Source organism: Mammaliicoccus sp. O-M54, from assembly GCF_022386035.1.
Classification (GTDB): Bacteria; Bacillota; Bacilli; order Staphylococcales; family Staphylococcaceae; genus Mammaliicoccus; species Mammaliicoccus sciuri_A.
Window position 1 is genome coordinate 125,339 of sequence record NZ_JAJNJE010000006.1, and the last position, 24,510, is coordinate 149,848.

26 protein-coding genes are annotated in these 24,510 nt (G+C 32.6%); 2 read left to right on the forward strand and 24 right to left on the reverse strand.

Going from position 1 to position 24,510, the window contains the following annotated elements:
• Positions 1-64: 64 nt before the first annotated feature.
• From tatC to LQ673_RS11255, 3 genes are all read right to left on the reverse strand, one after another.
• A complete protein-coding gene (gene tatC, locus LQ673_RS11245; RefSeq protein WP_126477688.1) occupies positions 65-847 on the reverse strand; it encodes a twin-arginine translocase subunit TatC in 783 nt (260 codons plus the stop codon).
• 71 nt (positions 848-918) lie between these two features.
• Complete coding sequence (gene tatA, locus LQ673_RS11250; protein ID WP_025905058.1) at positions 919-1,143, reverse strand: twin-arginine translocase TatA/TatE family subunit; 225 nt, start codon at positions 1,141-1,143, stop codon at positions 919-921.
• Positions 1,144-1,154: 11 nt separating this feature from the next.
• Complete coding sequence (locus tag LQ673_RS11255; protein ID WP_239705789.1) at positions 1,155-1,787, reverse strand: redox-sensing transcriptional repressor Rex; 633 nt, start codon at positions 1,785-1,787, stop codon at positions 1,155-1,157.
• 161 nt (positions 1,788-1,948) lie between these two features.
• Between LQ673_RS11255 and abc-f the strand changes: the two genes are divergently transcribed.
• Positions 1,949-3,871 (forward strand): ribosomal protection-like ABC-F family protein, encoded by a 1,923-nt coding sequence (gene abc-f, locus LQ673_RS11260; RefSeq protein ID WP_126477689.1) that lies wholly within the window; start codon positions 1,949-1,951, stop codon positions 3,869-3,871.
• A gap of 755 nt (positions 3,872-4,626) precedes the next feature.
• Positions 4,627-5,094, forward strand: coding sequence for a hypothetical protein (locus tag LQ673_RS11265; RefSeq protein ID WP_239705788.1), 468 nt, complete (start codon positions 4,627-4,629; stop codon positions 5,092-5,094).
• Positions 5,095-5,123: 29 nt separating this feature from the next.
• Here the strand turns inward: LQ673_RS11265 and LQ673_RS11270 are convergent, their stop codons facing one another.
• From LQ673_RS11270 to LQ673_RS11370, 21 genes are all read right to left on the reverse strand, one after another.
• The gene (locus LQ673_RS11270; RefSeq protein ID WP_239705787.1) at positions 5,124-5,372 is read right to left on the reverse strand and encodes a hypothetical protein; all 249 of its coding nucleotides are present in this window, start codon (positions 5,370-5,372) and stop codon (positions 5,124-5,126) included.
• A 130-nt stretch (positions 5,373-5,502) separates the two neighbouring features.
• Complete coding sequence (locus LQ673_RS11275) at positions 5,503-5,802, reverse strand: DUF3467 domain-containing protein (protein WP_239705786.1); 300 nt, start codon at positions 5,800-5,802, stop codon at positions 5,503-5,505.
• Between the two features lie 530 nt (positions 5,803-6,332).
• On the reverse strand, positions 6,333-6,509 hold the full coding sequence (locus LQ673_RS11280) for a hypothetical protein (RefSeq protein WP_155403652.1): 177 nt from the start codon (positions 6,507-6,509) through the stop codon (positions 6,333-6,335).
• 179 nt (positions 6,510-6,688) lie between these two features.
• Positions 6,689-7,558 (reverse strand): peptidoglycan recognition protein family protein, encoded by an 870-nt coding sequence (locus tag LQ673_RS11285; protein WP_239705785.1) that lies wholly within the window; start codon positions 7,556-7,558, stop codon positions 6,689-6,691.
• 90 nt (positions 7,559-7,648) lie between these two features.
• Positions 7,649-7,897 carry a phage holin gene (locus LQ673_RS11290; protein WP_239705784.1) on the reverse strand — a complete coding sequence of 83 codons (249 nt, stop codon included), beginning with the start codon at positions 7,895-7,897 and terminating at the stop codon, positions 7,649-7,651.
• A 12-nt stretch (positions 7,898-7,909) separates the two neighbouring features.
• Positions 7,910-8,296 (reverse strand): hypothetical protein, encoded by a 387-nt coding sequence (locus tag LQ673_RS11295; RefSeq protein ID WP_239705783.1) that lies wholly within the window; start codon positions 8,294-8,296, stop codon positions 7,910-7,912.
• 14 nt (positions 8,297-8,310) lie between these two features.
• Positions 8,311-8,757 (reverse strand): hypothetical protein, encoded by a 447-nt coding sequence (locus LQ673_RS11300; protein ID WP_239705782.1) that lies wholly within the window; start codon positions 8,755-8,757, stop codon positions 8,311-8,313.
• A 40-nt stretch (positions 8,758-8,797) separates the two neighbouring features.
• Entirely contained in the window at positions 8,798-9,091 is a 294-nt protein-coding gene (locus tag LQ673_RS11305; protein WP_191836046.1) for a hypothetical protein, read from the reverse strand.
• 41 nt (positions 9,092-9,132) lie between these two features.
• Positions 9,133-9,306 (reverse strand): hypothetical protein, encoded by a 174-nt coding sequence (locus LQ673_RS11310; RefSeq protein WP_239705781.1) that lies wholly within the window; start codon positions 9,304-9,306, stop codon positions 9,133-9,135.
• Positions 9,303-13,493 carry a phage tail spike protein gene (locus tag LQ673_RS11315; RefSeq protein ID WP_239745053.1) on the reverse strand — a complete coding sequence of 1,397 codons (4,191 nt, stop codon included), beginning with the start codon at positions 13,491-13,493 and terminating at the stop codon, positions 9,303-9,305. The genes LQ673_RS11310 and LQ673_RS11315 overlap by 4 nt, the downstream gene beginning before the upstream one ends.
• A gap of 21 nt (positions 13,494-13,514) precedes the next feature.
• The gene (locus LQ673_RS11320) at positions 13,515-15,002 is read right to left on the reverse strand and encodes a phage distal tail protein (RefSeq protein WP_239745054.1); all 1,488 of its coding nucleotides are present in this window, start codon (positions 15,000-15,002) and stop codon (positions 13,515-13,517) included.
• A gap of 14 nt (positions 15,003-15,016) precedes the next feature.
• Entirely contained in the window at positions 15,017-20,014 is a 4,998-nt protein-coding gene (locus tag LQ673_RS11325) for a phage tail tape measure protein (protein WP_239745056.1), read from the reverse strand.
• 56 nt (positions 20,015-20,070) lie between these two features.
• The gene (locus LQ673_RS11330) at positions 20,071-20,211 is read right to left on the reverse strand and encodes a hypothetical protein (RefSeq protein ID WP_239705777.1); all 141 of its coding nucleotides are present in this window, start codon (positions 20,209-20,211) and stop codon (positions 20,071-20,073) included.
• Between the two features lie 41 nt (positions 20,212-20,252).
• Positions 20,253-20,702 carry a phage tail assembly chaperone G gene (gpG, locus tag LQ673_RS11335; protein WP_239705776.1) on the reverse strand — a complete coding sequence of 150 codons (450 nt, stop codon included), beginning with the start codon at positions 20,700-20,702 and terminating at the stop codon, positions 20,253-20,255.
• A 70-nt stretch (positions 20,703-20,772) separates the two neighbouring features.
• Positions 20,773-21,534: a major tail protein gene (locus LQ673_RS11340; RefSeq protein ID WP_481817032.1), complete on the reverse strand. Its 762-nt coding sequence runs from the start codon at positions 21,532-21,534 to the stop codon at positions 20,773-20,775.
• A gap of 11 nt (positions 21,535-21,545) precedes the next feature.
• Positions 21,546-21,920: a DUF806 family protein gene (locus LQ673_RS11345; protein WP_239705775.1), complete on the reverse strand. Its 375-nt coding sequence runs from the start codon at positions 21,918-21,920 to the stop codon at positions 21,546-21,548.
• The gene (locus tag LQ673_RS11350) at positions 21,917-22,297 is read right to left on the reverse strand and encodes an HK97-gp10 family putative phage morphogenesis protein (protein ID WP_239705774.1); all 381 of its coding nucleotides are present in this window, start codon (positions 22,295-22,297) and stop codon (positions 21,917-21,919) included. The genes LQ673_RS11345 and LQ673_RS11350 overlap by 4 nt, the downstream gene beginning before the upstream one ends.
• Positions 22,297-22,629, reverse strand: coding sequence for a phage head completion protein (locus LQ673_RS11355; RefSeq protein ID WP_239705773.1), 333 nt, complete (start codon positions 22,627-22,629; stop codon positions 22,297-22,299). The genes LQ673_RS11350 and LQ673_RS11355 overlap by 1 nt, the downstream gene beginning before the upstream one ends.
• Positions 22,613-22,951 carry a head-tail connector protein gene (locus LQ673_RS11360; RefSeq protein WP_239705772.1) on the reverse strand — a complete coding sequence of 113 codons (339 nt, stop codon included), beginning with the start codon at positions 22,949-22,951 and terminating at the stop codon, positions 22,613-22,615. Before LQ673_RS11360 ends, LQ673_RS11355 begins: the two co-directional genes overlap by 17 nt.
• Positions 22,952-22,964: 13 nt before the next feature.
• Complete coding sequence (locus LQ673_RS11365; RefSeq protein ID WP_239705771.1) at positions 22,965-23,126, reverse strand: hypothetical protein; 162 nt, start codon at positions 23,124-23,126, stop codon at positions 22,965-22,967.
• 38 nt (positions 23,127-23,164) lie between these two features.
• Positions 23,165-24,409: a phage major capsid protein gene (locus tag LQ673_RS11370; protein ID WP_239705770.1), complete on the reverse strand. Its 1,245-nt coding sequence runs from the start codon at positions 24,407-24,409 to the stop codon at positions 23,165-23,167.
• Between the last annotated feature and the right edge of the window lie 101 nt (positions 24,410-24,510).

Here is a 24,510-nt window from a genome sequence, read left to right on the forward strand (position 1 = left end):
ATTCAAGTTAACATTTGATTACAAATATCAGACAATTCAATAAAAAAACAGCTATAGCAATAAGCTACAGCTGCTCCTTATCTTCTTCATCCATCCCAAGTTCTTCTTCCATTAATTTTTGCTCTGCTTTTAAATATTTTTTATAGCCTATTTTTGAAATAACAATGCTGATTTCATAAAGTAAAATCATCGGTAATGTAAACAACATATGTGTCATAAAGTCAGGTGGTGCGATTAACGCAGCCACAACAAGTAAAATAAAATACGCATATTTTCTATTTTTCTTTAAAAACATCGGTGTAACGATACCTAATCTCGTTAAAAACAGTAATAAAATTGGTAATTGAAAGACAAATCCGAATGGTATGGTAAATTTAAACATTTCACTAAAGTACTCTTTAATCCCGATTGTTTGCTTAATTCCCATATCATCAGCTAATCCCATTGTGAACGAAATTAAATACGGAAAAATCACAAAGTATGAGAATAATAAACCACCTACAAATAAAATTAAACTAAATGGTATATAACTTAATGTCACTTTTTGTTCTTTCGGATGTAAACCTGGAGATATAAATGCCCATAATTCATATAAAATGACAGGCGATACAATGATAAATGCAATCACAATTATCATTGTTATGTATATCGTTAATGGATCCGTTATTCTAAATGCATTGAGTTCTAATGTTTGTGTAAAATCATCATTTGTTATATAAAAAATAACGGGTTTAGCTACGAAAAAGCCAACAATGAGACCACCAACAAGGAAATATGCAATAATCATAATACGTCCACGAAGTTCTTCTAAGTGTTCGACAAATGTTAAATTGTCTTTATCCACCATCTTACCTCCAATCTAAAAAAGATGTGGCAGGAAACCCGCCACATTCTTGGGAACATCTGTTAAATAAAATTCTATTTAACTTCTTTATCTTTGCCATCTTCTGGAGTGCTTTTCTTCTCATCAAAGTTTGTCATGCCATCAGTCGCATCTTTAAATTCTTTCAAAGTTGAACCCATTGCTCTACCGAATTGTGGTAATTTCTTTGGTCCAAATATAATTAATGCAACTACCCCTATAAATAATAAACTGACTGGTCCTGAAATACCAAGTGTGTTAATAAACATTAAAGCTTCCATTTGATACCCTCCTATTGATTCTTCATAAAGAAGATTAAAGATTGTAATTCAATTCCTAAATCTATATGATGAACCTGCACTTTCTCAGGTACATTAATTCTTTGAGGTGTAAAATTCAAAATACCAGTAATACCCGAAGATGTTATACGATCCGCAACTTTTTGAGCTGCTTGTTGTGGTACTGTTAATATTACAACTTGTATACCTACTTCTTCAACTACCTTTTCAAAATCATCCATACTATCTACAGTTAATTTACCAACCATACTACCAATGATATCTTCTGATTGATCAAAAGCAGCTACAATTTGCATTCTATCATTAACAGTAAAGTTATAATTCACAAGTGCAGTACCTAAATTACCAACACCAACGATTGCGACTTTAGTCATATCATCTTGTTCAAGCGTTGTTCTAAAAAATTTAAGTAAATAACTAATATTGTAACCATAACCCTTTTTACCTAATTCACCAAAATACGAAAAATCTCGACGAATAGTAGCTGAATCAATTTTAAGTCCTTCACTTAATTCTTTCGATGAAACACGATCTACGCCAGAATTATGCAATGTGTTAACAAATCTATAATAAAGAGGCAAACGTTTCAAAGTTGCTTTAGGGATCTTCACATCATTCTTTGCCAAAATCCTCACCTTTTCCAATATAAAATAATGTGATTGCGTTCACATCTAATGGCTTAATTATAACAAACTTCACGTAAAATAACTATATAAATATTGTATGTGATTTCATACAATTATCACTCGTTTTCATGTAAAATAATAACTAATAGAGAGGTGTAAACATGATACTTTTACAAATAAATAAATTAGAGAAATCTTATGATGGAGAAGTTATATTCTCTGATGTAGATTTCGAAGTAAAAACCGGTGAAAGAATCGCTATTGTCGGTAGAAATGGCGCGGGAAAAACAACATTAATGAAAATCATCGCTGGTGTTGAATCATATGATGAAGGAAATATTTCTAAAGGTAAACAAGTTACGATGGGATACCTTACTCAACAAATGACATTAGATTCTAATGACACTGTTATGAATGAAATGAAAAAACCATTTAAAGACGTAATCAATATTGAAGATAAAATGAAAACTTTAACAGATTGGTTAAGTATTCATGCTGATGAGTATGACCAAGACATATATAAAGAAAAATTGTCACAATACGAAGCGTTATCTAATCAATATGAATTAATGGATGGCTATAATTACGAAAGCAAAATTAAGACCGTATTAACAGGTTTAGACTTTAAAGAATCTGACTTTGATAGACAAATTCAATCATTTAGCGGCGGCCAAAAAACAAGATTATCTATGGCTCAAATGTTATTAAGTGAACCTGATTTACTGTTACTCGATGAACCTACAAACCATTTAGATATGGAAACAACTGAATGGTTAGAAAATTATTTAACACACTTTAAAGGTGCAATTGTTATTATCAGTCACGACAGATACTTCTTAGATAAAATAGTCAATCAAGTATATGATGTCGCTTTAGGTTCTGTTAAAAAGTATGTCGGTAATTACAGTAAATTCTTAAAAGAACGAGATGCACATTACGAAAAAGTCATGGCTGAATATGAAAGACAACAAAATGAAATTAAAAAGTTAGAAACATTTGTCGAAAAAAATATTACACGTGCTTCAACAAGTGGTATGGCAAAAAGTCGTCGTAAAGTACTAGAAAGAATGGAAAGAATCGAAAAGCCGAGACTTGATGCTAAAAGTGCACAAATAAATTTTGAAATAACTAGAGCTACAGGTGAAGATGTCCTTAAAGTTCAAAATTTAGATATCGGTTATTCTAAAAGCATTACACCACCTATCAACTTAGAAGTGAAGCGACATGATCGTATTGCGATAATTGGTCCAAATGGTATTGGGAAATCTACGTTGATTAAAACAATTGCACAAAAAATACCTGCTTTAGGCGGGAATATTGTTTATGGTTCTAATATTCAAATCGGTTATTACGACCAAAAACAAGCAGAATTCACTTCTAATATGACAATTTTAGACTATGTTTGGAATCAGTATGCACATATGCCCGAGAAAGATATAAGAACGATTTTAGGTAGATTTTTATTTACTCAAGAAGAAGTAAAAAAAGTCATCAATGATTTATCTGGTGGAGAAAAAGCTAGACTTCAACTCGCTTTACTCATGTTAGAAAAAAACAATGTACTCATTCTAGATGAACCTACCAACCACTTAGATATCGATTCTAAAGAAATGTTGGAACAAGCTTTGCAAAATTTTGAAGGTACATTACTCTTTGTATCACATGACCGTTATTTTATTAACGAACTAGCAAATAATATTTTCCACATCACACAAAGTGGAAATGAATTATTTAGAGGCGATTACCAATATTATTTAGAAAAGCTAGAACAACGTGAGGCTATTAGTCGTTATGAACAAGAAGACATCCAATCTACTGAAACGGCTAAAGACGATCAATATTACGCAAATCAAAAGCAACTAAAAAAAGAAAAGCGTAAACTTGAAAGACAGTTAGAAGAAATTGAAAATAATATTTCGACATATGAAGAACAAATCTCTGACTATGAACATCAACTGACATTACCAGAGATATTTAATGATATTGAAAAAAGCAATGAAATTAATAAGTTACGAATAGAAACAGAACGTTTGCTCGAAGAAAATATGGAAAAATGGGAAGAACTTGAAAGTAAGTTAAATTAACGAAAAACGGCTGAGGTAAATTTTACACCTCAGTCGTTTTTTTCTGAAATAATTAAGCACATCTTTATACACATCAAAAAGTCTTATTTTTCAAGTAATCCACAAAGTTATCCTAGTTATCCACAAGTAAAATGTAAAATATCGATCTGAATCAACTATTTTATCCACAAATATTTAAAAACTTATACTAATGTTATCCACAAAATGTGGTTAACTTGTGCACAAGTACAAATGTTCTGTATTGACTTTATGATGAATACGTTAAAAACCTTATAACAACGGTCTTTATATTGATTTTTAAGCGTTCGTTTTTATACGAACAAAATGTTTATTTTATCCCTATTTACCCCCTATTTATACCTAAACTGTCGGAACAACTGTCGGAAGCTAAACTTATTCACAATTGTCACTTGGACAAGTAAGATAGGGTTTGTTGATAAGTACCATCACACTTAGAATTAAAAGAGCTTGCTAAATATGAGATTTTAAAAAATATGTCGGAGACTTGGGGATTTGTTAAAAATGAGGCTGCTATTAGGAATCAAATTCTATCAAAATAATACTTGTTCTTATAGTGTGACTATTAATTCTATATGAGGTGTTTAATGAGTGTGAAATTAATAAGTTTGATAGTGAGCATAGCAAGTTAGAGGTACTAGAGAATGGTGAGAAAGTGTTATTAAATATGGATTGTATTGTGGAGATAGAGTAAAATTATAATAATGGAAGTTCAAACAAATGAAGGGAATGGTAGAATGAACATTTTAAAAGTTATAATGTCTTTATTAGTTATAGCTATTTTGATGATAGGATTATCTTTTGCTGCGTTTATGGTGTATGAGAACACAATAACAAAAAAGGATGAAGTATCAACCAGTGTTAATGAACAACATCAAACTGTCGAAAACGATACTAGTATGAATAGTGAACAAATAGCAGAGGATAACAACGAAGTGTCAGAAGAAAAGCCCGAATACTTACCTCACTTATCTGATAAAAATTATGCATTCAGACTTATGACACTAAATAGAGATGCATTACCTGAGGGAAGTAGAGAACAAAAAGAATATGATGGCACTATACAAACTGCACGTACAAACATTGCAAATGGTTTAGGTAAAGACTTTGATTACAAAATAGTTGAACAATATGAAGCAATAAATGCTGCAGGTGGTAATCAAGAAAAGGCTCAAGAATATATTAAAAACAATCCATATAAATAACCCACCAATTAAGGTGGGTTTAGTTATACTTAAGTAAAAAATTGTAATACCACACCAACAATACTAATTATTGCTGGTACACTAATACCTATCCAAAAACGCTTTGATGTAACTTTTTTATCATTTATTTCAATTTTTAAATCAGATACTGCATTTTTTATATCTCTAGATATTACTTCTTTTGTAGAATTTATTTTTTGATCGATACCATCAAATCTAGTATCCATATGCTTTTTATGTTCTTCGAATTCTGGTCTAGTTATATAATCTGTACTCATACTATCTACCTCCACTTCTTGAAAGCCTAAAGTACCAGTCTGTTTATTTAAAGTATACGTTCTTGTAGAATTATCCCCATATTTCTTATACTTAGGATGATTATTTATAACATAAATATTATCATTCTTCTTAATAGAAATTACTCATTTCAACTTGAAGGGTGTCTATATCTTTTACCTCTCCATGTATTTCTTCATGTCTTCTTAATCCTAGCTCAAGAGCATTTTTAAGTTGTTTAGCGAGACTTGGATTCATAATTATTTTTTGATTATCAAGAAAGCCATTTGGTGTGCTTTGCTTAAAATTTACAATAAAATCAGTAATACTAGTTTGTACATCTAACGAATTAGCATAAAACATAGAAAAGTTTTCACCATGAATATAATCGTCTTCTTTAGTAAAACTCATTTCAATATTTTTTTCTTCCATATTCTTTACCCCTTTTTAGTCTAATTAAATACATATTACACTAAAATTAAATCGGACAAAAGGCGGAACATGTATCGAACAATTTTTTGTTATAAAACTAAAATGTATTTTGAAAAATAAAACCCTACCACTATTGTGATAGGGCATAGGATAACTTAATTAGATTTGTTTATATTTGGAAGAGAAACAAACCTATAATCATTGTAACATAATAAAAACCCCATCACAAAAAAGTGACAGGGCAAGTTAATGGTTATTTATATATGAAAATCCAGCACTATATAAGTGCTTATATATAGTAATACTACACTTTAGGTATTAAATCAAATAAATAACACCCCACTTATTAGCGAGGTGCAAAAAGGTATTACCAAATATGAGTTTAAAACTAAAACGGAGATAATAGGTTTAAACTAATTTAATTATATCACTATGGATAATCTAGTCAAAATAATAACCTACTCAATTATATGAGCAGGCTCGCCGTATAGTTGTGTTTAATATGTCTAAAGTTATCTTAACATACTTAATCACACTTCTGTTTTAAAATCAGGACTTTGTATGGTAGTACTTTTTAATTTAGTAATACATTCTTCTAATATCGCTATTTCTACATCATTGTTGAAGTCTCCATTTAATTTTTCATTTAACAATATAGAAACATACAATAAATCATCGCTTAAATCTTGATAGTTAATTTCTTTCATAAAACTTATTCCCTTCAATTAATCTTGTATTAATAATAGATACAAGATACAAATACCCGATTAATTATCTTGCAAAACAAATTAAATAATAAAAAAATAACCCCACTCTACAAATAAGAAGTGGGGTTTGCGTGTATGAACTACCTAGCGGTTAAACTAAATAGGGTAAACATATAATACTACTTTTTACTTGTAATCTTCAAGTCAAACCATAATTTGGTTTCTTTTTCTAACTTCTCATCTTTGTGTGTAATAGGCCCCAATGCACAATAGAATCGTCCAGCTTTAGGGTTAGTTGGATATTCAAACTCTGCCCACCAATATTTATCCTTTTTAGTAACCGAGAAGAAGTTAATATATTGACCAGCTAAGATGTTATTTGGTGGTGCTAATGCCGGTTCGTTTAAACCTGGTTTCTTTTTAGCTGCGATTGGAGATACACCTTTCTTAGCTGTCGCTTTACCAGACCATTTCCAAGTTGTTTTAGGTGGTTTAGTTGTTGTGTCACCGTTGTAATAATGTTTAATACGAGAAATAAAGTAATCTTTTAACTTATTACGATTAGCTAACGTATCTGGTGCGTTTTTTCCTACATGCATATCCCAAGAACGATGAGGACAAGATGTGCCAAAATACTGTCTATGAAGATTAACTGTCGTGCGATTGACTGGCAAACCATAAGACTTCATGACAGCTGCTGCTACTTTAAATGTTGCCTCTTCATTTAATTTGAATTGGGCATCTGTTAAACCTGCTGCTGGGTGTGATTGACAAACTTCGAATCCGATCAGATTACTATTAGCCCAGTTATTACCACAATGCCATTCTACATAATCTGTTGGGTGATACCAAAGCGTCTCATCTTTGTTTACGTAAACTGAAGCCCATCCATTAACATGCGTTCCGTTTTGTTCTCTCGTGTATAACCACGGTAAATACTGATTAGGTGTCATTGAACCATAATCATTGTGAATGACAATACCAGCTATACTAGCTTTTTTACCTGTTAATCTACTACCTTGAATGTGTTTTGAAAAAATATCTTTCATTATAAATCTCTCCTTAAGTTTTAGTTTTTCTTGGTTATAACTGCACTGTCATAACCAAGGCAGAATTAAAAGCCGACTATTTAGCCGACATTACTTTGGTTCGTTATACTGTTGTGCTTGCGTTGAGTCATTTATCCCTTTTGTTGTAGGGTCTTGCACTACACCTAGTAGCACCAGCACACCTAACACACTGTTCACGATATTCGTTATTTGGTCTGTATACACTGTGATGTCATAATCGAATGCACCCGACACTTGCTGAGCAAATAAAAGGATAGCCGATATAATGGCTATCCAGAATGATTTTTGTTTAATACGAACTTTCCAGTTAATTTTCATGCTATTGCCTCCTTATTTAAATAAGACTTGTATTAAAACTGGCACAAATCCACCTGCCCCAAGTCCAGCTGTAATTATTGTTATGAGAAACTTGTTTCTATCTACAACACCTGCTTGTTGGCTTTCTTGGACTCGTTTTAATTCAGTTTCAATACTGTCTGTTTTCTTTACGTAATCTATTAATACGTTATTAACCTCTTTTAAATCATCACGAATACCTTTCATATTTTCATTAATTGGTTTTTGTCCTTCTATAAATGTTCGTATTGTTAAATTCAAAGCATTAAAGTTCTGATCGTGTTTATCTTCTACTTCGTTTATTCTTGCATGTAATTTACCTTTATCTTTCTCACGGCGTAGTTCGTCTTCATAATATTTCTCAGTTGTTAGATAGTTCATTACTTACTCTTTTCTTACTTCATTTCAGAAACGTTTTTGTAAGCTAATAGTGCAGTTGCACCGCCAAAGATAGAAAAGGAAAGATTCATAATTGGTGTGACTAAATTTAAGCCACTGTCAAAACCAGCCGTTGAGAAAATATAATAAAAGGGACATGCTATTGCATATCCCCATGCAGTCAATCTATAAAAACTAATACTTGTTTGATGATATGGTAGTTTGATTCCTGCAAGAATAATTAATATTCCAGCAAGTACAAATGGAATGCCCCAAATCGTTAAAGGCATCACCTTATGCATAGCTGTGTAGAGTTCACTTTCGTATTGTGCTTTCTCAGCAAAAAGAATCCAATAACTACCTCGAACAATACAACATATTCCAAAAGCGAAATTCCACGCGATTGCGTAAAAATGAAAAAAGTTTAATCCTTTTCTGCCCATCATTAAAGCACCTACTTTCACAAATAACAAGACACCTACCAAAAGGTAAGTGTCTTATAAATTATTCTGTTTCTTCTGTTTTTTCTTTATCCTCAACGTATTCTTGTCCATCTTCTTGTTTTTTGTTTCGTGTTATATCTTGTTCAACATAATAAGTTTTTGTCCCATTTTGAAATATGCTAGCTAACATGTTTTGCATTTTACATACTTGTTGGACTTGTGCCTCATCCTTAAATTTATATGCTGTATTAGGATTAGCACCTCTAACAAAGCTGTTTGAATAATTCTGCATTAATGCACTTTCTTCACCATTCTTATTTACTTCAACTAAATAAAATTCTTTGAATTGTTCCATTTAAAACACTCCTTTTTTAATTTTATAAAAAAACGCCTAACTTATTTGTTAGACGTTTGATTATTATGTTCGGCCATTCTTTCTTGTGTTTCATAATTCGCAACCTCTAATGTAAGTCGCGCGTTTTTATTTACCATGGTTTGTATTAATTCATTTAAGTACTGAACTTCTTTGATAAGTTCTTCCTTAGTTAATTCTTCTAGTTTTTTCATCATTTTATCATCTCCAATATTGCATCAATTTTCACTTGCATATCTGTAATTTGTTTCTTCAGTTCTTCGTTTTCAAATGCAAGTTCTTGAATTGCCTTTGTATTCCACCATATAACTTCATTACCATCAAAACCATCTAAATTACGCCATTCGACTGGGAATGTATCTAATTTACTATTTTCTCTTAAGATAATTCCGTGGTGAATTCGATTATATTCAGTGCCTGCTTCTGAGTTGACTTTATATGAATGTAGTTTAAGTTCATTCTTATAAATATCTAAAACGTTGTACTTCCATTCTTCAATATCATATTTATATTTTTCATGAGACATTGCGTTCCATGAATTGAAACGAATATTTTTATATGTTATGTCTCCACCATTGTAACCTGCCTTACTAACCACCCTTAATTCACTATGGCACATCGCGTATATATTTGTATCTGCAGCTTCAATGTTACCAATTACTTTCTCGCCACTAAAATATTGGGCATACATAGGCACTCGATTATTCCCGTTACTATCTAACGCAAAAACTTTGCTTCCTTTAAGTAAAACCTCTCCATAACTAGATGACAAACTTAAATTACGGTTGTTCGATAAGATACCAACATGACCTTGTTCTACACCGTCAGACGATTGAATCGCCATATAACTACCACCAGAACCGATTTCTGATGTGTACGGTGATGTTCTTTTTAATACTAGATTTTGACCGTCTCTATTTATTTCTAACCCGCTGTCAACAGTCCTAATATAAAAACGTTTGTTAGCATTTAGATACAAACCATATTCAGATTCAATAGTTAGTTGTTGTCCTGAATAAATGTGCATACCTTGACCGTATACGTCACTGTTATAGCTTTCATCAGAAAAGAAATCTATAAAACGTGCGCCATTTTTGTCAGGCGACAGACTATGAATTTCTCTTTGAGTTGTTATACCTTTATCTGTTAAAGCAAGCCAGCGTTCAATATCAGTTAATTTCCGATTCCCAAACTGCTTCGATATCAACCCAGACCGGTAAACACCATTCCATGATTCTGTAAATGCCTCATAAGTAACACTACCTTGAGGAAATGTTCGTGCGAACGAACCAGTCGACCGAATTTTTCCACCACTTAAAACTGTTGATTCACCATTACGAGAACCACTAACAGTTGCTCTATTTAAATCAACATCCATTGCTTTCAAATAATTTATTGTGGCTTGTTTACTAAATAATTTATCAATATAAGCATCTTTAATTGTAGTTCTACCATTTTGAACAATTACGTCACCATCATTAATTACAAATTTGGTAGTATCAATTTTAACTCCATTTGGACCGACTGTATGACTTTGTATAGTCCCGTTTTCATCAAAAACTAAAGATAATCCTGTAGTTGTATTAATGGTTAGATCAGCTAATAAACGTGACATTGTTTTATTGCTTTTGTTTAGTTCTTCACTACTTGCTTTTAAATTGATTTCCTGACCATTTTGTTCGATAGAAGTTTCCATTGTTTCTAGCTTTTCTTCCGTTGCTTTATAATCTTTTAATGTCACTCTATCTTTAATCTGATTGCTTAGTTGAGTTCGTTCTGAATTTGCGGTATTCAACATCTCTACAACGTTCATGAAATTTGTAACATATTCTTCACGAGATACTTTCGAGTTAATCTGATCTGGCCATATATCTAACGCTGCTTTATTTTGATTTACTTGATGTTGAATTGGTGCTAGATATTCATTGTATATTTTCGTTACTTCGCTACTATCTGCTTTTAATTTGATGCCGTCTTTCAGTATATTTATGTCAGCACTTTGCTCTTTTATTGATGTTTTTATTTCTTTCATCTGTTCCTCAACATCATCACTTGAAGGTGTCCAACTTAAATCAACTAAACCTCTATATAACGAAATTTTATTTACAAATTGATTAGATGCTTTTGATCTAATAACAATTAGAATATTTTTCTTGTCTTTCGTGTTAAATTGTATTTCTCTGACGTTAGCGTAACCCACAACAATATTTCCACCTTTGTTGTAAAACACACCCATTTCTATATCGTTTGAACTTTCTTCAACTTTTAAAGTGTAATCTGTGTTAGGCAATAGCTCATTCTCAAAATCATCGTAAAACATAATATCTAATCTCTTACCATTGTTTAGTATAGCTTTAGTTTCACTTTCAAAAATTGCGCCTCTTGTTCTATCGAACATTGGACTGTCACTTAAAAATGACCTAATTAAGTTATTTCCATCTGTTTTAAGACCTTCAATTTTTCTGGTAACTGAAGAAATACCAGCACTTAATTCTTCGTTTGTGTTGGTTATACGTTGATTTGTTTGAGTAATACCATTCTGTAATTCCTGTAACTTCGCTTCATTGGCTTGTGACATTTCATCCATTGCACTTTCGATTGTCACACGCATTTCTTCAAGCATTTCTTTATTAGGTATATCTGCAATTAATTGTCCTGTTTCTTCGTTATAAGTACCCCCAATAACATCTGCAACTTTTTGCATTGCCTCGTTGTATTTTTGTTCTGTGTATTGTGATTGTAGTAATTTAAAACGTTCTTCAATTGCCTTTCTTGCATTTAGCAATGCGTTATTAAGAGTATATATTTTTTCGCGATACTGAACTATCAAAGATTGTGTATCCATCAATTTGCCTATCGTTGCTGTTTCAGATGTCATACTATTAACTGAAGAGCTGATACTTTCAAATATGTTATTTAAACCGTCCAATTCATCGCTTAACAATATTCTAATATCTTCATCAACTAAGTATTCACTATTTAATGTCTCGTATACTTCATTAGTTAAGTTAGCATGTTGTACAGATAGAGAAATGAATGTACCATTTATTTCATTGAAAATAATAGATTCTTTTGTCATTCCACCAATTTGTTCAACATCATGAGCCGATGCATTGCGCCATTCTCCGTCCACAAACTCACGCAATACTGCAACTTTAGGATTCGTTGTATCGTACCAAAAATCTCCTTCTTCTGGATTTATAGGTGGCGTCGAACCTCGATGAATGCTCTTTTGTAATCTTTCTATCTCTTCTTCTATTCTGTTAGTAATAATCATATTTGAGTTACTTATATTATTGTTCAATTTCTCACAGATATCGTTTAATTTCTTTATAAATTCATTTCGAAGATCTGCTTCTTTATATTCAACATATTCTCCGAAACTATAAGTAACGTCTCTGCTGATCAAATCATAATCTTCTGATGTCACTTCTGCCTCTACATATAATGGAGGTGTGAAATCTGTATTTTTAATTCGTACTAAATCACCTAGATTAATTACTTCATGCTCGAACTCTTTTTCAATATCAATCGATGTGACTTCATAACTAATAACTTCGGATTTTCTTTTATTTAATTCTGTAGTACCGAGTGTGCGCAATCGACTTTCAGTCATATCTTGGTCGTCTGATTCAGGTTCATATATCCCCCAATTATATCGACCAGGTAATCCATATAAAGATTGAGCCATATCATCTTTTACAACTAGTTCTAACCTAGAACCATCATCCTTTTCAGGACCAATACATAATAATGCTGTTTTAATTTCTGAAAAATCAACATTTCTATTTAAACCTATTAAATCTTTACCATAAGTGATTTCCTTACCATTAAATATCGGATTCGCCTTTTTTAACGTTACATATCTATTTTTTACAGTAGTCTCACCTATATCGATATGAAAGTCTAATACCATGTTAAAAGTAGTACATAATTGTAAAAGAACTTCATATCTAGTTTGATATGAAGTCCACGATGTTGTTCTTATTCCTCCGTATTCTGTATCGTCAGACACTTTCCATCCAGTGTCTTTTAACACATCTGACAAAGCTTGTGCTGTAGTCATCTTTTCTAATTTACCGGGTCCATATGGTTTAGCTTTAGAAATATCATTTAAATATGATGCGGCTGTCTCAATTTCAGTATATCCGTCTATATCGGATGATATACGTTCAATAATAAACTCACGATAGTGACCGTTCTTATCTTGAATGATAATTCTGTTCTTTTCTTGCATTTTTTCAGTGCGAGATGAAAGTATAGTAAAATCAAATGTTTCTACTCTGGTTATTATATCTCTTACATGCTGGGCTTTTACTAAAGCATTATCACTTCTTGAAATAAAATCAATTATTTCCCCATCAAAGTTCATAACATGAATCATCTATATACCTCCTCTCTCTTCTTATAAAAATCTGTCATGCCATTTTACAGTTGTATCAAATACCCCTTGTGGGAAAATGATTAATTCAGATTTGCCACTATCAACATTAAAATAATCGCTACCAAATGTTTTTTTATCAAGAATAGGTTCTTCATTCAACATTACGACTTTAGAGTCAGTATCTATTTGAATTAAATCACCTTGTTTGATAAACAGTTCTTTTACACCAGTCTTTTTTGGTAACTTTTCTGACACATAAGCGCCTAATGCATGCATTTTCATGTAGTTATTTATAGTTGTACTCTTAGCTTGATAAACACCAATTGACGATACAGGACGTTGATAAAAATTACCCGAATCCGTTACGCTCTTATTTACAATTTGAAGTGGTTTTATTCTGTTAGGGTCTTTATTATGATCAAATAACCAAGTCTTTAATTTTATTAATTGGCCAACTCTTTCAATGCTCATATAAATAATTAAAGTTTTCATTTTGTTAACAAATGGCACATTTCTTGCTTCAAGTACTTTTGATTCACCGCCACTCTGATTAAATAAGGTAATCACAAATTTACCGTTTGGATTACCAGGTGATGTATTTATATAACCTAGTGATGCAAGTATTCTGTTATCTGTGTCATACAAATGATAAGCTACTTTACCTGCGCCTCTGTTTGATTGATAAATAATTGCTTTTACAGTCACTTTGAAATCTTGTGCTTGTCTAGAGAAAGCTTTTTTATATTGCGAGCCAATCCATCCACTTTCAGAAGGAAAAGTTGATACATCGAACCCTTCTCCGTTTTTTTCTATTTTGTATGTTCCACCAACAATACCTCCGAAAAGTGTGTCGGGTATATTGCCACTTGTAGTTTTCGTCCAACCAGTTGTGGTTCTAAATTCGTCACTTAATATGTTAGGTGAATAATCTTTAGCAACCTCATTCACATCGTCTACTCCAACTTTAAAATAATCCTCATCATTTTTAGTTATCATGTAATACGACGCATTTTTAAGCGCTCTTGCCTCGATAGTCACAGGTGTATCAGCAGTTCCTTTATTAACTATGACCACTTCATCTGATATAGCTGTGTTTTCATATTCATTAGTTGAATATTTGAACGGATCTAAAAGTACTACTTTGATTGTGAATTTAATAAATTCTCTTGGATTTTTAGGTAATTCTATTGGTCCATCAAAATAAGCTTTCCAAAACCAAGATTGTGATTTAAATCTTAATTCAACCGCTTCATCATATTTAAAAAAATCGACTAGTTTCTTTAATATTTCATCATGACTTTTCTTGCCTCCGGGCGATAAATAATCGTTTCTCACGATTAGTGGTAACTCAAATTCTAATTCTTCAATATTTCTAGATTTTCTTACGCTTCCTGCCCTACCATTAACTTTTTCTCGTTCAGTTATAAAATTAAAAGAGGGTATATTAAACCCTCTCTCTACAACCAACCAATCAAGTTTTTTCTTGTTCACAATAATTGTATCAAGCATTTATACACCTCCTGTTACGTTGCAGGATTATATCTGCTACGTCTTTGCTTTGTTCTTTCATATTTATCAATCAACTTAAACACTTCATTCTCCAAACTATATTTATCTATTACAGGCTCATAATCTTTATTTGCTATATCATTATTACTTTCTACTAATTTAGCCACTAGTCCTATTAATGCATCAAATTTTTGTTCGAGGCTAGAATTTCCTGTTCCTGATTGATTTAAAGGATTAGGAAGATTGTTCGGCCGTTTGTTTCTAGGTGATGTTTTTTCTAAATCTTTTGCAGCTAAAGCTAGTATTTTCCAGGCATCATTACTTCTGCTTGGGTCTGTTGGAACTATCCATTCTGGATAACCTTCTTCACCTAAATGATATAGTCCGTTCCATACCTTGCCACCAGTAGCAAACCTTCTATGTCCTCTTGGTCCCCAACCTGAACGACCATACTGTATATCGTTTTTCCAATTTGAGTTATTAAAGAACGCTAATAATTGATCATATCCAGACCAAATATTACCATGGCCTTTTACAGCGTAAGCTTTAAATGTACTAGGTACATATTGGAGTAGACCTTTGGCAGGTGTTCCTAGAATGTTATTAATGTCACCGATATTACCCTGGGTAATGCCTGCATCCCCACCAGATTCACGTTCAATCTGAGCAATAATACCGTTAATTTGAGCAGCGGTTGGATTTACTTTCATTCTTTTAGCTGCTCTTTGAATAGTAGAACGCCATTGTGAAGGTGCTTGTTTACCTCCACTTTTTCCAGATAAGAATTTAGCAGGATCCACTGTATTTCTGTTAGTAATATCTGCTGAATGACCTTTCTCTACTTGATAATGTAAGTGAGGTCCTCTAGTCCAATGACCACTGTTACCTGTGTGTGCGAATTTTTCGCCTTGTTTAACCTTACCTGTCTTGAATATATCTTTTAAGTGCATAAAGAACTGTGTGAACTTACCACTTAATAATTTAGCAACTGTACCACCACCGTAGTTACTTAATTTTGAAATAGTACCGCTAGTTGGCGCTGTCAGTGTTGTACCGACTGGTGTTGCATAATCAATTCCATAATGACGTCCACCGTTAAATCCATATCCAGCTACCGCTTTATTAGGACTATATGGTGTTGTAATAGCGTACTTCGTGAATGAACTACCATCTCCACCACCACTATCTTCAAGCCATCCGCCAAATAAATCTTTTACGCCTTCTTTTAGTTTTTTATACATTCCTGCCATCATTTTTCTTGGTAATTCAGGTAGACTACCGAAATCTACACCAAAATGAGACATGACCTTATCTACTAGTTTTCCTGGATTGGATGCAAAGTCCCAGACATCACCTATAGCTTTATCAAATCCTTTTTTCAAAGCTTTAGCAGTGTCTTTGGTACCATTAATAATTTGCTTACCTGCATTATTTGCTTGAGCCATTTTCTTACCAGCATATTTACCTACATCTTTTTTCTTGTCATCAAGCCAACTACCTAGACTAAACCTTGGTAATGTACCCCTGCTAAACTGTGGCGTATTCAAATAATTATAAGTTGCTGTTCCGTTATGAACTTTTGAGCCTTTTGGCAAAATAACCTCTGTATCTGTTTTAGGTGTCATTGCTAGGCGTCCATTCGGATACTCAATCATTTCATGCCTATATCCACCTGGTCCATTACCTGGTCCTTTATCACCTACAATTGCTCTAGTTGTCTGTTTTAATCTTCCTTTGCTATCAGATAGAGCATGGTTATGTCGAACAGTACCTGTTGATAGTTTAATGTGTTTGAATTTATCCATACCGATTTTAGTCGCTACTGCATTGACACCATCAATTAATTTGTTTAAACCACTTTTTACACCTTTGACCATTCCACCAATATGGCCTTTTATTTTACCAATAATTCCTTTTAATCTATCTCTCATTACAGTAAAACTTTTTAAAACAGAATTTTTAATATTAGTTGCTATACCAGTAGTTTTGCTTCTTATACCTTGCCATATACTACTCATAAAACTTCTGATTCTCTGATTGATAGTTTTACTATTAGAGAATAATCTTTCGAATTGGCTTTTTACTCCTCTGTATAATGCAACTGCTTTATCCACTGTTCTTCTTCTAATTGAGTCCCATAAATCAGATAAAAATTTACGTAACCTTCTGAATAAGTTAGCCGATTTGTCATACAATCTTGTAAAACTATTTTTTACATTTATATATATTCTATTTGCTTGATTAGATACAGAGTCGCGTAATTTTCTCCACAAATTAACGGCGAAATCTTTAAGTTTTCCAAAAATATTTTTAGAAGAATTATATGATCTTGTGAAGGCATTTTTAATATTTGTATATATAGATTGGACTATTCTTTTAATTCCATTTCTCATAGATTCTAATATTTTATTTACAGCTGTTCTCATAAGAGAAAATATTGTTTTGGTGAAGTTATAAGTTTTCGTAAAACTACCTGTTACTACACGGTATATAGTTCCTAATGCATTTCTGAAAACATTAACTATAAATTTCCAACCACCACTGATTACACCTTTAAACAGTTGAACAAAAACTTTACCAGCACCTAAAATCTTACCGACGAGCATAAGTTGTACGCCGTTCCAGATTAATTGAAGTGCACCTTTAAAAATTTGTTTAATACCTTCCCACATTTTTCTGAAATCGCCAGTAAATAAACCTGAAAATATTTTAATCGTACCCATGATGACATTTAAAGCACCACTAATAACGCCTTTGATATTTTCCCAAACTGATTTTATTAGCCATTTAATAGCTGGCCAAATGAATTTCATGAGATTCCATATCAATGTCATGATTGGACGTATTATGTTACTCCAAATAAACTTGAAAACAGTCGATATAACATTCGCTATATTTTGGACTGCCTCTGTAATTTGGGCACCATTTTGACTCCAAAAAGTGGATAATTGACTACCAACTTGATTAGCAAATCCTTTTATCGCATTTACTACTTGCATAAAGGTACGCTTAATTTTATCTGCAAAGTTTGTAATTCCAACTACTACATTAGGTGGAAATATCTTAGATAGGGTAATGACACCATCTTGGCCATTGCCTTTGAATAACTGGAAAAATCCTTGCAGTGCAATCTTAGCTGCTTTAAATGTGTTCATAACACCTGAGACGGCTTTATTGACAATATTTCTGAAAGTCTCAGATTTTTTATAAGCAATTGTAAATCCAATACCTAAAGCAGTTAATCCACCAACAATCCACAATAATGGACCGCCTGCGAAACTTATCGCTGTTCCTAAAGCAGGAAATAGTCTAACTGCTGTAGCGACTTTCCCAGATAAAAACGCCATTAGTCCTCCTGCTTTTGAAATACCAATTAATAGAGGTCCTAATGTTGTCATCGCACTACCAACGACACTAATAAACGAACCAAATATAAACACCACCGGTCCAATTGCAGCAACTAACGAACCAACAACAGCTATTGTTATCTTCATACCATTTGACATGTTAGACATACTTTTTAGAACGCCTGTTAATCCCTTAGCTAACTTTACAACGATTGGCGCGATAGCATCGCCTAGCGAAATACCAAAAGCAACGACATTGTTTTTCAATATTTTTAATTGAGATGCCATTGTTTTGTATCTTTGATTGGCTTCGTTTGATAGTGCTTTATTTTCTTTCCAACCTTTGCCGGAAATTTTTACTGCTTTTCCTAATAATTTATGGTTATTGGCCATTCTTAAAATGGTATCTGATTCTCTAATACCTTTGATACCTAAATCAGCTAACATCTCAGTAAGATTGGCTCCTTCTTTTTTAGATTTGGCCAATCCACCAATAAATGTATCTAATGCTTTTACCGGATCTTTCTCCCATTGTTTCTTGAACTCAGCTAAGGAAACTCCACTAGCATCAGCAAATGCTTTTAATTCTTTGCCGCCTGCACCAACTGCTTTATCAATCTTCTTAAGCACAGTTGTCATAGCAGTACCACCTGCTTCAGCTTCAATTCCTAAAGAAGACATTGTAGCAGCAAGACCAGTTATATCTGATTCAGTCATCCCGACTAGTTTACCTTGAGCAGCTATTCTCATAGACATGCTCATGATTTCAGATTCAGTTGTAGCCATATTGTTACCTAAAGCAACAATACTTGAACCTAATCTACTGAATGACTTTTGTGGCATATCAACGATATTGGCAAACCTAGCAAATTCTGTTGCAGCTTGTTCTCTTGTTAAGTTTGTTGACTCACCCAAATCAATAATTGTTTTAGAAAAGTCTAATATGTTACTTTTCTTAATACCTAGTTGACCAGCCATTTCTCCAACTTCTGCGATATCTGTTGCTGCAACAGGAAGATTTTTAGACATGTTGATAATGCCATTAGATAATTTTTTATAATCTTTTTCACTGCCGTTAACAGTTTTTCTAACGCCTGCAAAAGCACTCTCATAATCAATCGATGCTTTAACTGCTGCACCAAATCCTGCTACAATTGGTGCAGTAACATACATTCCCATGGAACGACCGACATTTTTCATTCCATCTCCTACATTTTTAAGGTGTGGGCCAATCTTTGAAAAACTATGCCCTAACTTGCCCAAAGTTGTATTTAATGCATTTTGGTGAGCCTGTAGGTCCTTCATGTGCTTTGTAGCATCTTCTAGTTCGCGATCATATTGATTTAATTTAGCTGCTGCTTCATTATATTTAGATGCTGCATCTTGTGTTTTTGCACTGTTTTCTCCTGTTTCTGCGCTTAATTTATCGTAATTTTGCTTTAATTCTTTTACGAGCTCTTTTTGTACCCTTTGTCGCTTAGATAATCCATCAACTTTTACTTTTGATTTTTCTAAGCTGTTATCGTAACGACTGAATTTAGATAAATTAGCTGACATTTCTTTACTAACCATTCTTAACTGCCTCTGTAATCCAGTCGCGCCCTTATTAAATCCAGAACCATCTAAATCAACTCGTATGACCATATTCCCGATAGGACTTGGCATAAAATTCCTCCTTTCTTTAAAAAATTGCAAATAAAAAAGTCACTCATTTTGAGTGACTAGAATATGTCTTTAAAACTTGTAGCTTTTTGTTTTGTCTCAATACGTGATTCGACTACTTCTAAGAAGAAATGGATAGGCATATTAGCAACTTTTTGAGGATCCATGCCTTCATCTATTAACGTCTTTGCAAGTTTCATATAATTTTTATATGCACCCTCAACAGTCAAATCTTCAGGATTTATTTCTTCTGCTCGTTCAAAAACTTTTTTGTTTCACTTGGTTCTCCGCCACTTGTTATATTTCGCAATATAGAACCTAAATATTCAAAACCTTCTTGACCACTAGGTAAACCTTTTTGTAACTCAACTGTTGTAAATTGTTCATCAAATGCTTCAGTTATGAATTCAAACACTTCATCTAGAACGTCCATTTGCGACATTACTTGTTCTGTATATTCTTCTCGTAACTTATCGTATTCTCGTTTCTCTGTTTCAGATAATCCTTCGTATTGTTCCTCTGTTAGTTCATCGAAGTCTGGCTCCTTAAATACTTTTTGCATTTTCATAGATAATTTAGAGCCTTGAATTGTTTCAAACAATGTAAGGATTGGTTTTGCTAAATACTTTTTATATTGTGGTTTCCCTGCTTTTGTAAATCCTGTAATTAATTCAATTGATGTACGTTTCATTTGATTTCCTACTTTCTAATTTTTAATTTGGCCAAAATAAAAATAAATAGAGGACTTTCGTCCCCTATTTTTATGCTTCAGGAATTCCTTCCCCTTCAGTATTTCCTTCTTCCTCAGTACTTCCTTCTGATACATCTCCAGACGCTTCAATTGCGTTCTTCGCTTCTTCTACTTGTGGTTCTCCAACAGTTTTCATAAACTCTTCATACGTTTTACCGAATGTTTCCATAAATACATAATCGCGACCTTCAGTTTTACCTTTTGCATCATATCCAGTTACATGTGATGCTTCATCAAAAATGCGATCAATGAAGCTACCTTCAACTTCGTCATTTTGGAACTCGACTTTATCTTGCTTTGTTTGTCCTTTAATTCCTGGTCGTGTGAATTTACCTTTGAATAATCCTACCCACTCGCTTGAACCATCATGATTACGACGTTCAAATACTACACCTACGTCAGGTGGAATATCCGCAGCACTATATTTGTAACCACCTTTACCTTTTTTAGCACCTGATAAGAATGCTTTTTGGTCAGATGGAACAGTAACAAATGTCGTTTTTACCTCTAATTTACCATTAGATACAGCAGTAGCTGCTACAATATCATCGCCGTATGCGTCTTCTGATTCTTGTGGTCTATCAACTTCAATTTCTTGAAGGAATCGTGTACGCATACCCGGGCCATATTTAATACCTTTATCATCATCTTGCTCAATTGGTGCCGAATAGAAGTTTGAAACCCCAATTGCGATACCTGATACACCTGTGCTTGCAAAGTGTTGTAAATTTAATTTCAATAGTCTTTCAGATTCTTTTAAGTTTTTTAACATTGTAATGCCTCCTATGTTTTTAATGTAATTATCGTTGCTTTAGCTCGAATAATCTCTCTAAATGTAAAAGTCTCTACTTCATATAAAGGCTCACGATAATAAGCTTGAAAATTCATTTTTTCCAATAAAAAAACAAGCATTTCCGCTTGTTCAAATGGTTCATCCTCTGACCACCAAATATCAATCTGGTAATCATATTCTCTTGAAAGTTGCTGATCATCTGCATAATCTTGAGGTGTATATGGCAAAGGTGTAATCCTAACGATGGGCTTATTAGTTGTTTCATGAAAATTTTGTGGAACAACATATTTAAAAATATTATCACTTACTGTAATATCTCCATTATTAACAATTAGTTGATAAAGTTCATCTGTAATGTTTTTCATTTTCTCATGCCTCTTCTCATAGCTGTTACCATTGCCTTATTAACAATACTTCTTCCTTCTTTTTCACTTTTAGTGATAAATAATTGTGGGCGTTGGTACATAGTTCCGAATTCAGTGGTGTGCATCCTGTGACTATAACCTTTTTCATAACCAATCGTCACATACTTTTCATACGTGCCTTTGTCTGTTCTAATATTAGACATCGCTACATGCTCTTTCGCATGCTTACTTCTATCACTTTTAGGTGTATTTTTTACCAAAATTGGAATCAATGACGACGCCCCTGCTTTTAGAACACGGTTTTGAATTCTAGGGAATTCTTGGATTTTCTTTCTTAATCCAGATTCCATTGTGTTTTTCTCGATTTTAGCACCCATTAGATTACCACCTCACAATATATTCTTAAGAAAGACTTATCGCGATAATCAGGCTTATAATACTTAACATCGTAACTTACACCATCGTGTATAATATAGTGCTTATTACTAGGTTTATAGTCGCCTCTTGGGTCACGTATAATAATCGTTTTTATGAATTTACTATTGTTATTAATACTAGTTTGAGTATCAGATTCTTTAGCATCTTGAATACACGCATAACAACTATATAATTCACGTCGTTTTGGCCGTTGAGGTAAACCATTGATTGATTTACTGATATCTTCGTTAAAAGTAACCCTTTCGTTTAAATCCCTAATGCTTATTTTCATCTTTATCTAACTCCATATCAACCACATACATGTCACGTAATTTATGCACTGTACTTAACACCATATGAGGCGCATAACTCAAACTACGTTCAATATATGCAATTCTATTTTCAAAATAATAAGCAGCTAAAGGAAATACCGCCCTTTTAAATAATGTTTGATTAGCAAACCAATCTATATGATTTTTATAATCATCAGTAACTGCACTTGCTATATCATCAAAAGCCCATTCATAATAAGCTTTTAACAAATCATCTTCAGAATGATGATCAACCTTACAATGTTTTCTTAACAAGTCAAAATCTTGATCAGTAATTTTCATTCAAATCACCTCATTATTTCGATTCTTCAACTCGTTCAAGTACTTTCCCATGCTCTTTTAATTTTTTATTAATTTCATTTGCACGTTTTACCGTCATTTCTAATTCATCATCAACTTCTACTACTTTATCCATTTCCAAATCTTTATACTTTACTAATGCTTTAAATTTAACCATTTAAACCACTCCTAATTATTAAAATTAGAGGCTTAATATTAAGCCTCTGGAATAACATCTGCTGCACTATTACCATGTGGATTATCTCCATCAACATTAAAGTCTACTTTGATAACAGCTTTGTCATTTTTTAATCGAGCATCTAATCTTAAAATTGGAGAGAATACTTTTCCGTATTGATTCCAAATTTCATAATTCACTAATAATTGCTTTCTTAAGAATAAAACTACTGCATCTTTTAATGATCCAATAAACATAGTATTTTCACCAATCACTTCTTTATCAAGCACTCTAATATCTTTACCAAACATTTTATATCCTGTTGCTGAAGTAATAGATTCTTGTAATAAATAACGTCCATTTTTATCTTTCATTTGGTCTAATTGATCATATACATCAGATGAAACAACAAATTCTTTAGCATAACGTTTTTTCAACTCAACGTTTAGTATTGTTTTAACTTCCCCAATAGTTGTAACTGACTTAGGAGTTAACCCTTTTAAGGCTTCTAAAATTTTAACGTTTTTTGTTGCGGTAATTTCTTCAGCTAATTCTTCAACAATAATATTTTCAACTTCTACGCCGTCATCAAGTGCTTCCCAAGACACTTTTAAAAGTCCACGGTGAGTATTGATTTCATATTTTTGTTCTCCTAACTTTCTTAAACCTAACTCAGGAGATTCTTCTAATTCTTGAACAGTAGGTAATCCCGCTTTCTTCGTTTCATCAGTTCTGACTGGGAATTTTCCAATTGGTGTTTTAACGTTTCTAACATCTACTAACTTATCTAATGCTTCTAATTCATCTGTAAAATCTTCTATTTTATTTGAAATTTCTTCAGGTACTAAAACACCTTCATCTGTTGTTTTTACCGAACGTGTATTTTGAGTAAGAAGGTAATTACGGAAATTAATTACCGCTTCAGATTCCTTTTGTTTTCTAATTTCTTTATCCTTAGTTGCTTTGGGATTATTGCGTTTAATAGAACGATGTTCACTTGATTTCTCATCATTTTCTGATGATTTTTCACCACCGTCTGCACTTTTATCACTAGATTCCTCATTATTTGAAGATTCTTCGTCAGAGTTTTTATTTTCTAAATCTTCAATAATAGCTAATTCTTCTTCTTTCTCAGCTATTTTTTTATCAAACGACTTCACTTCATCACGAAGTTCTTTTGCTTTTTTTAAGTCAGACTCTACATACTTTAATGCTTCTTTCCTCTTTTCATCACGTTGAGACTTCAATTTTTTTATTGCTTCTAGTAATTGTTTCTTGTTCATAAATGAACCTCCTCATTTTATTTTTGATTGCATAAAAAACAAGCTTCACTATATTTAGCAAGCTTTTGGATCTATTTTTTACGGTGTTAACCTTCACCGAT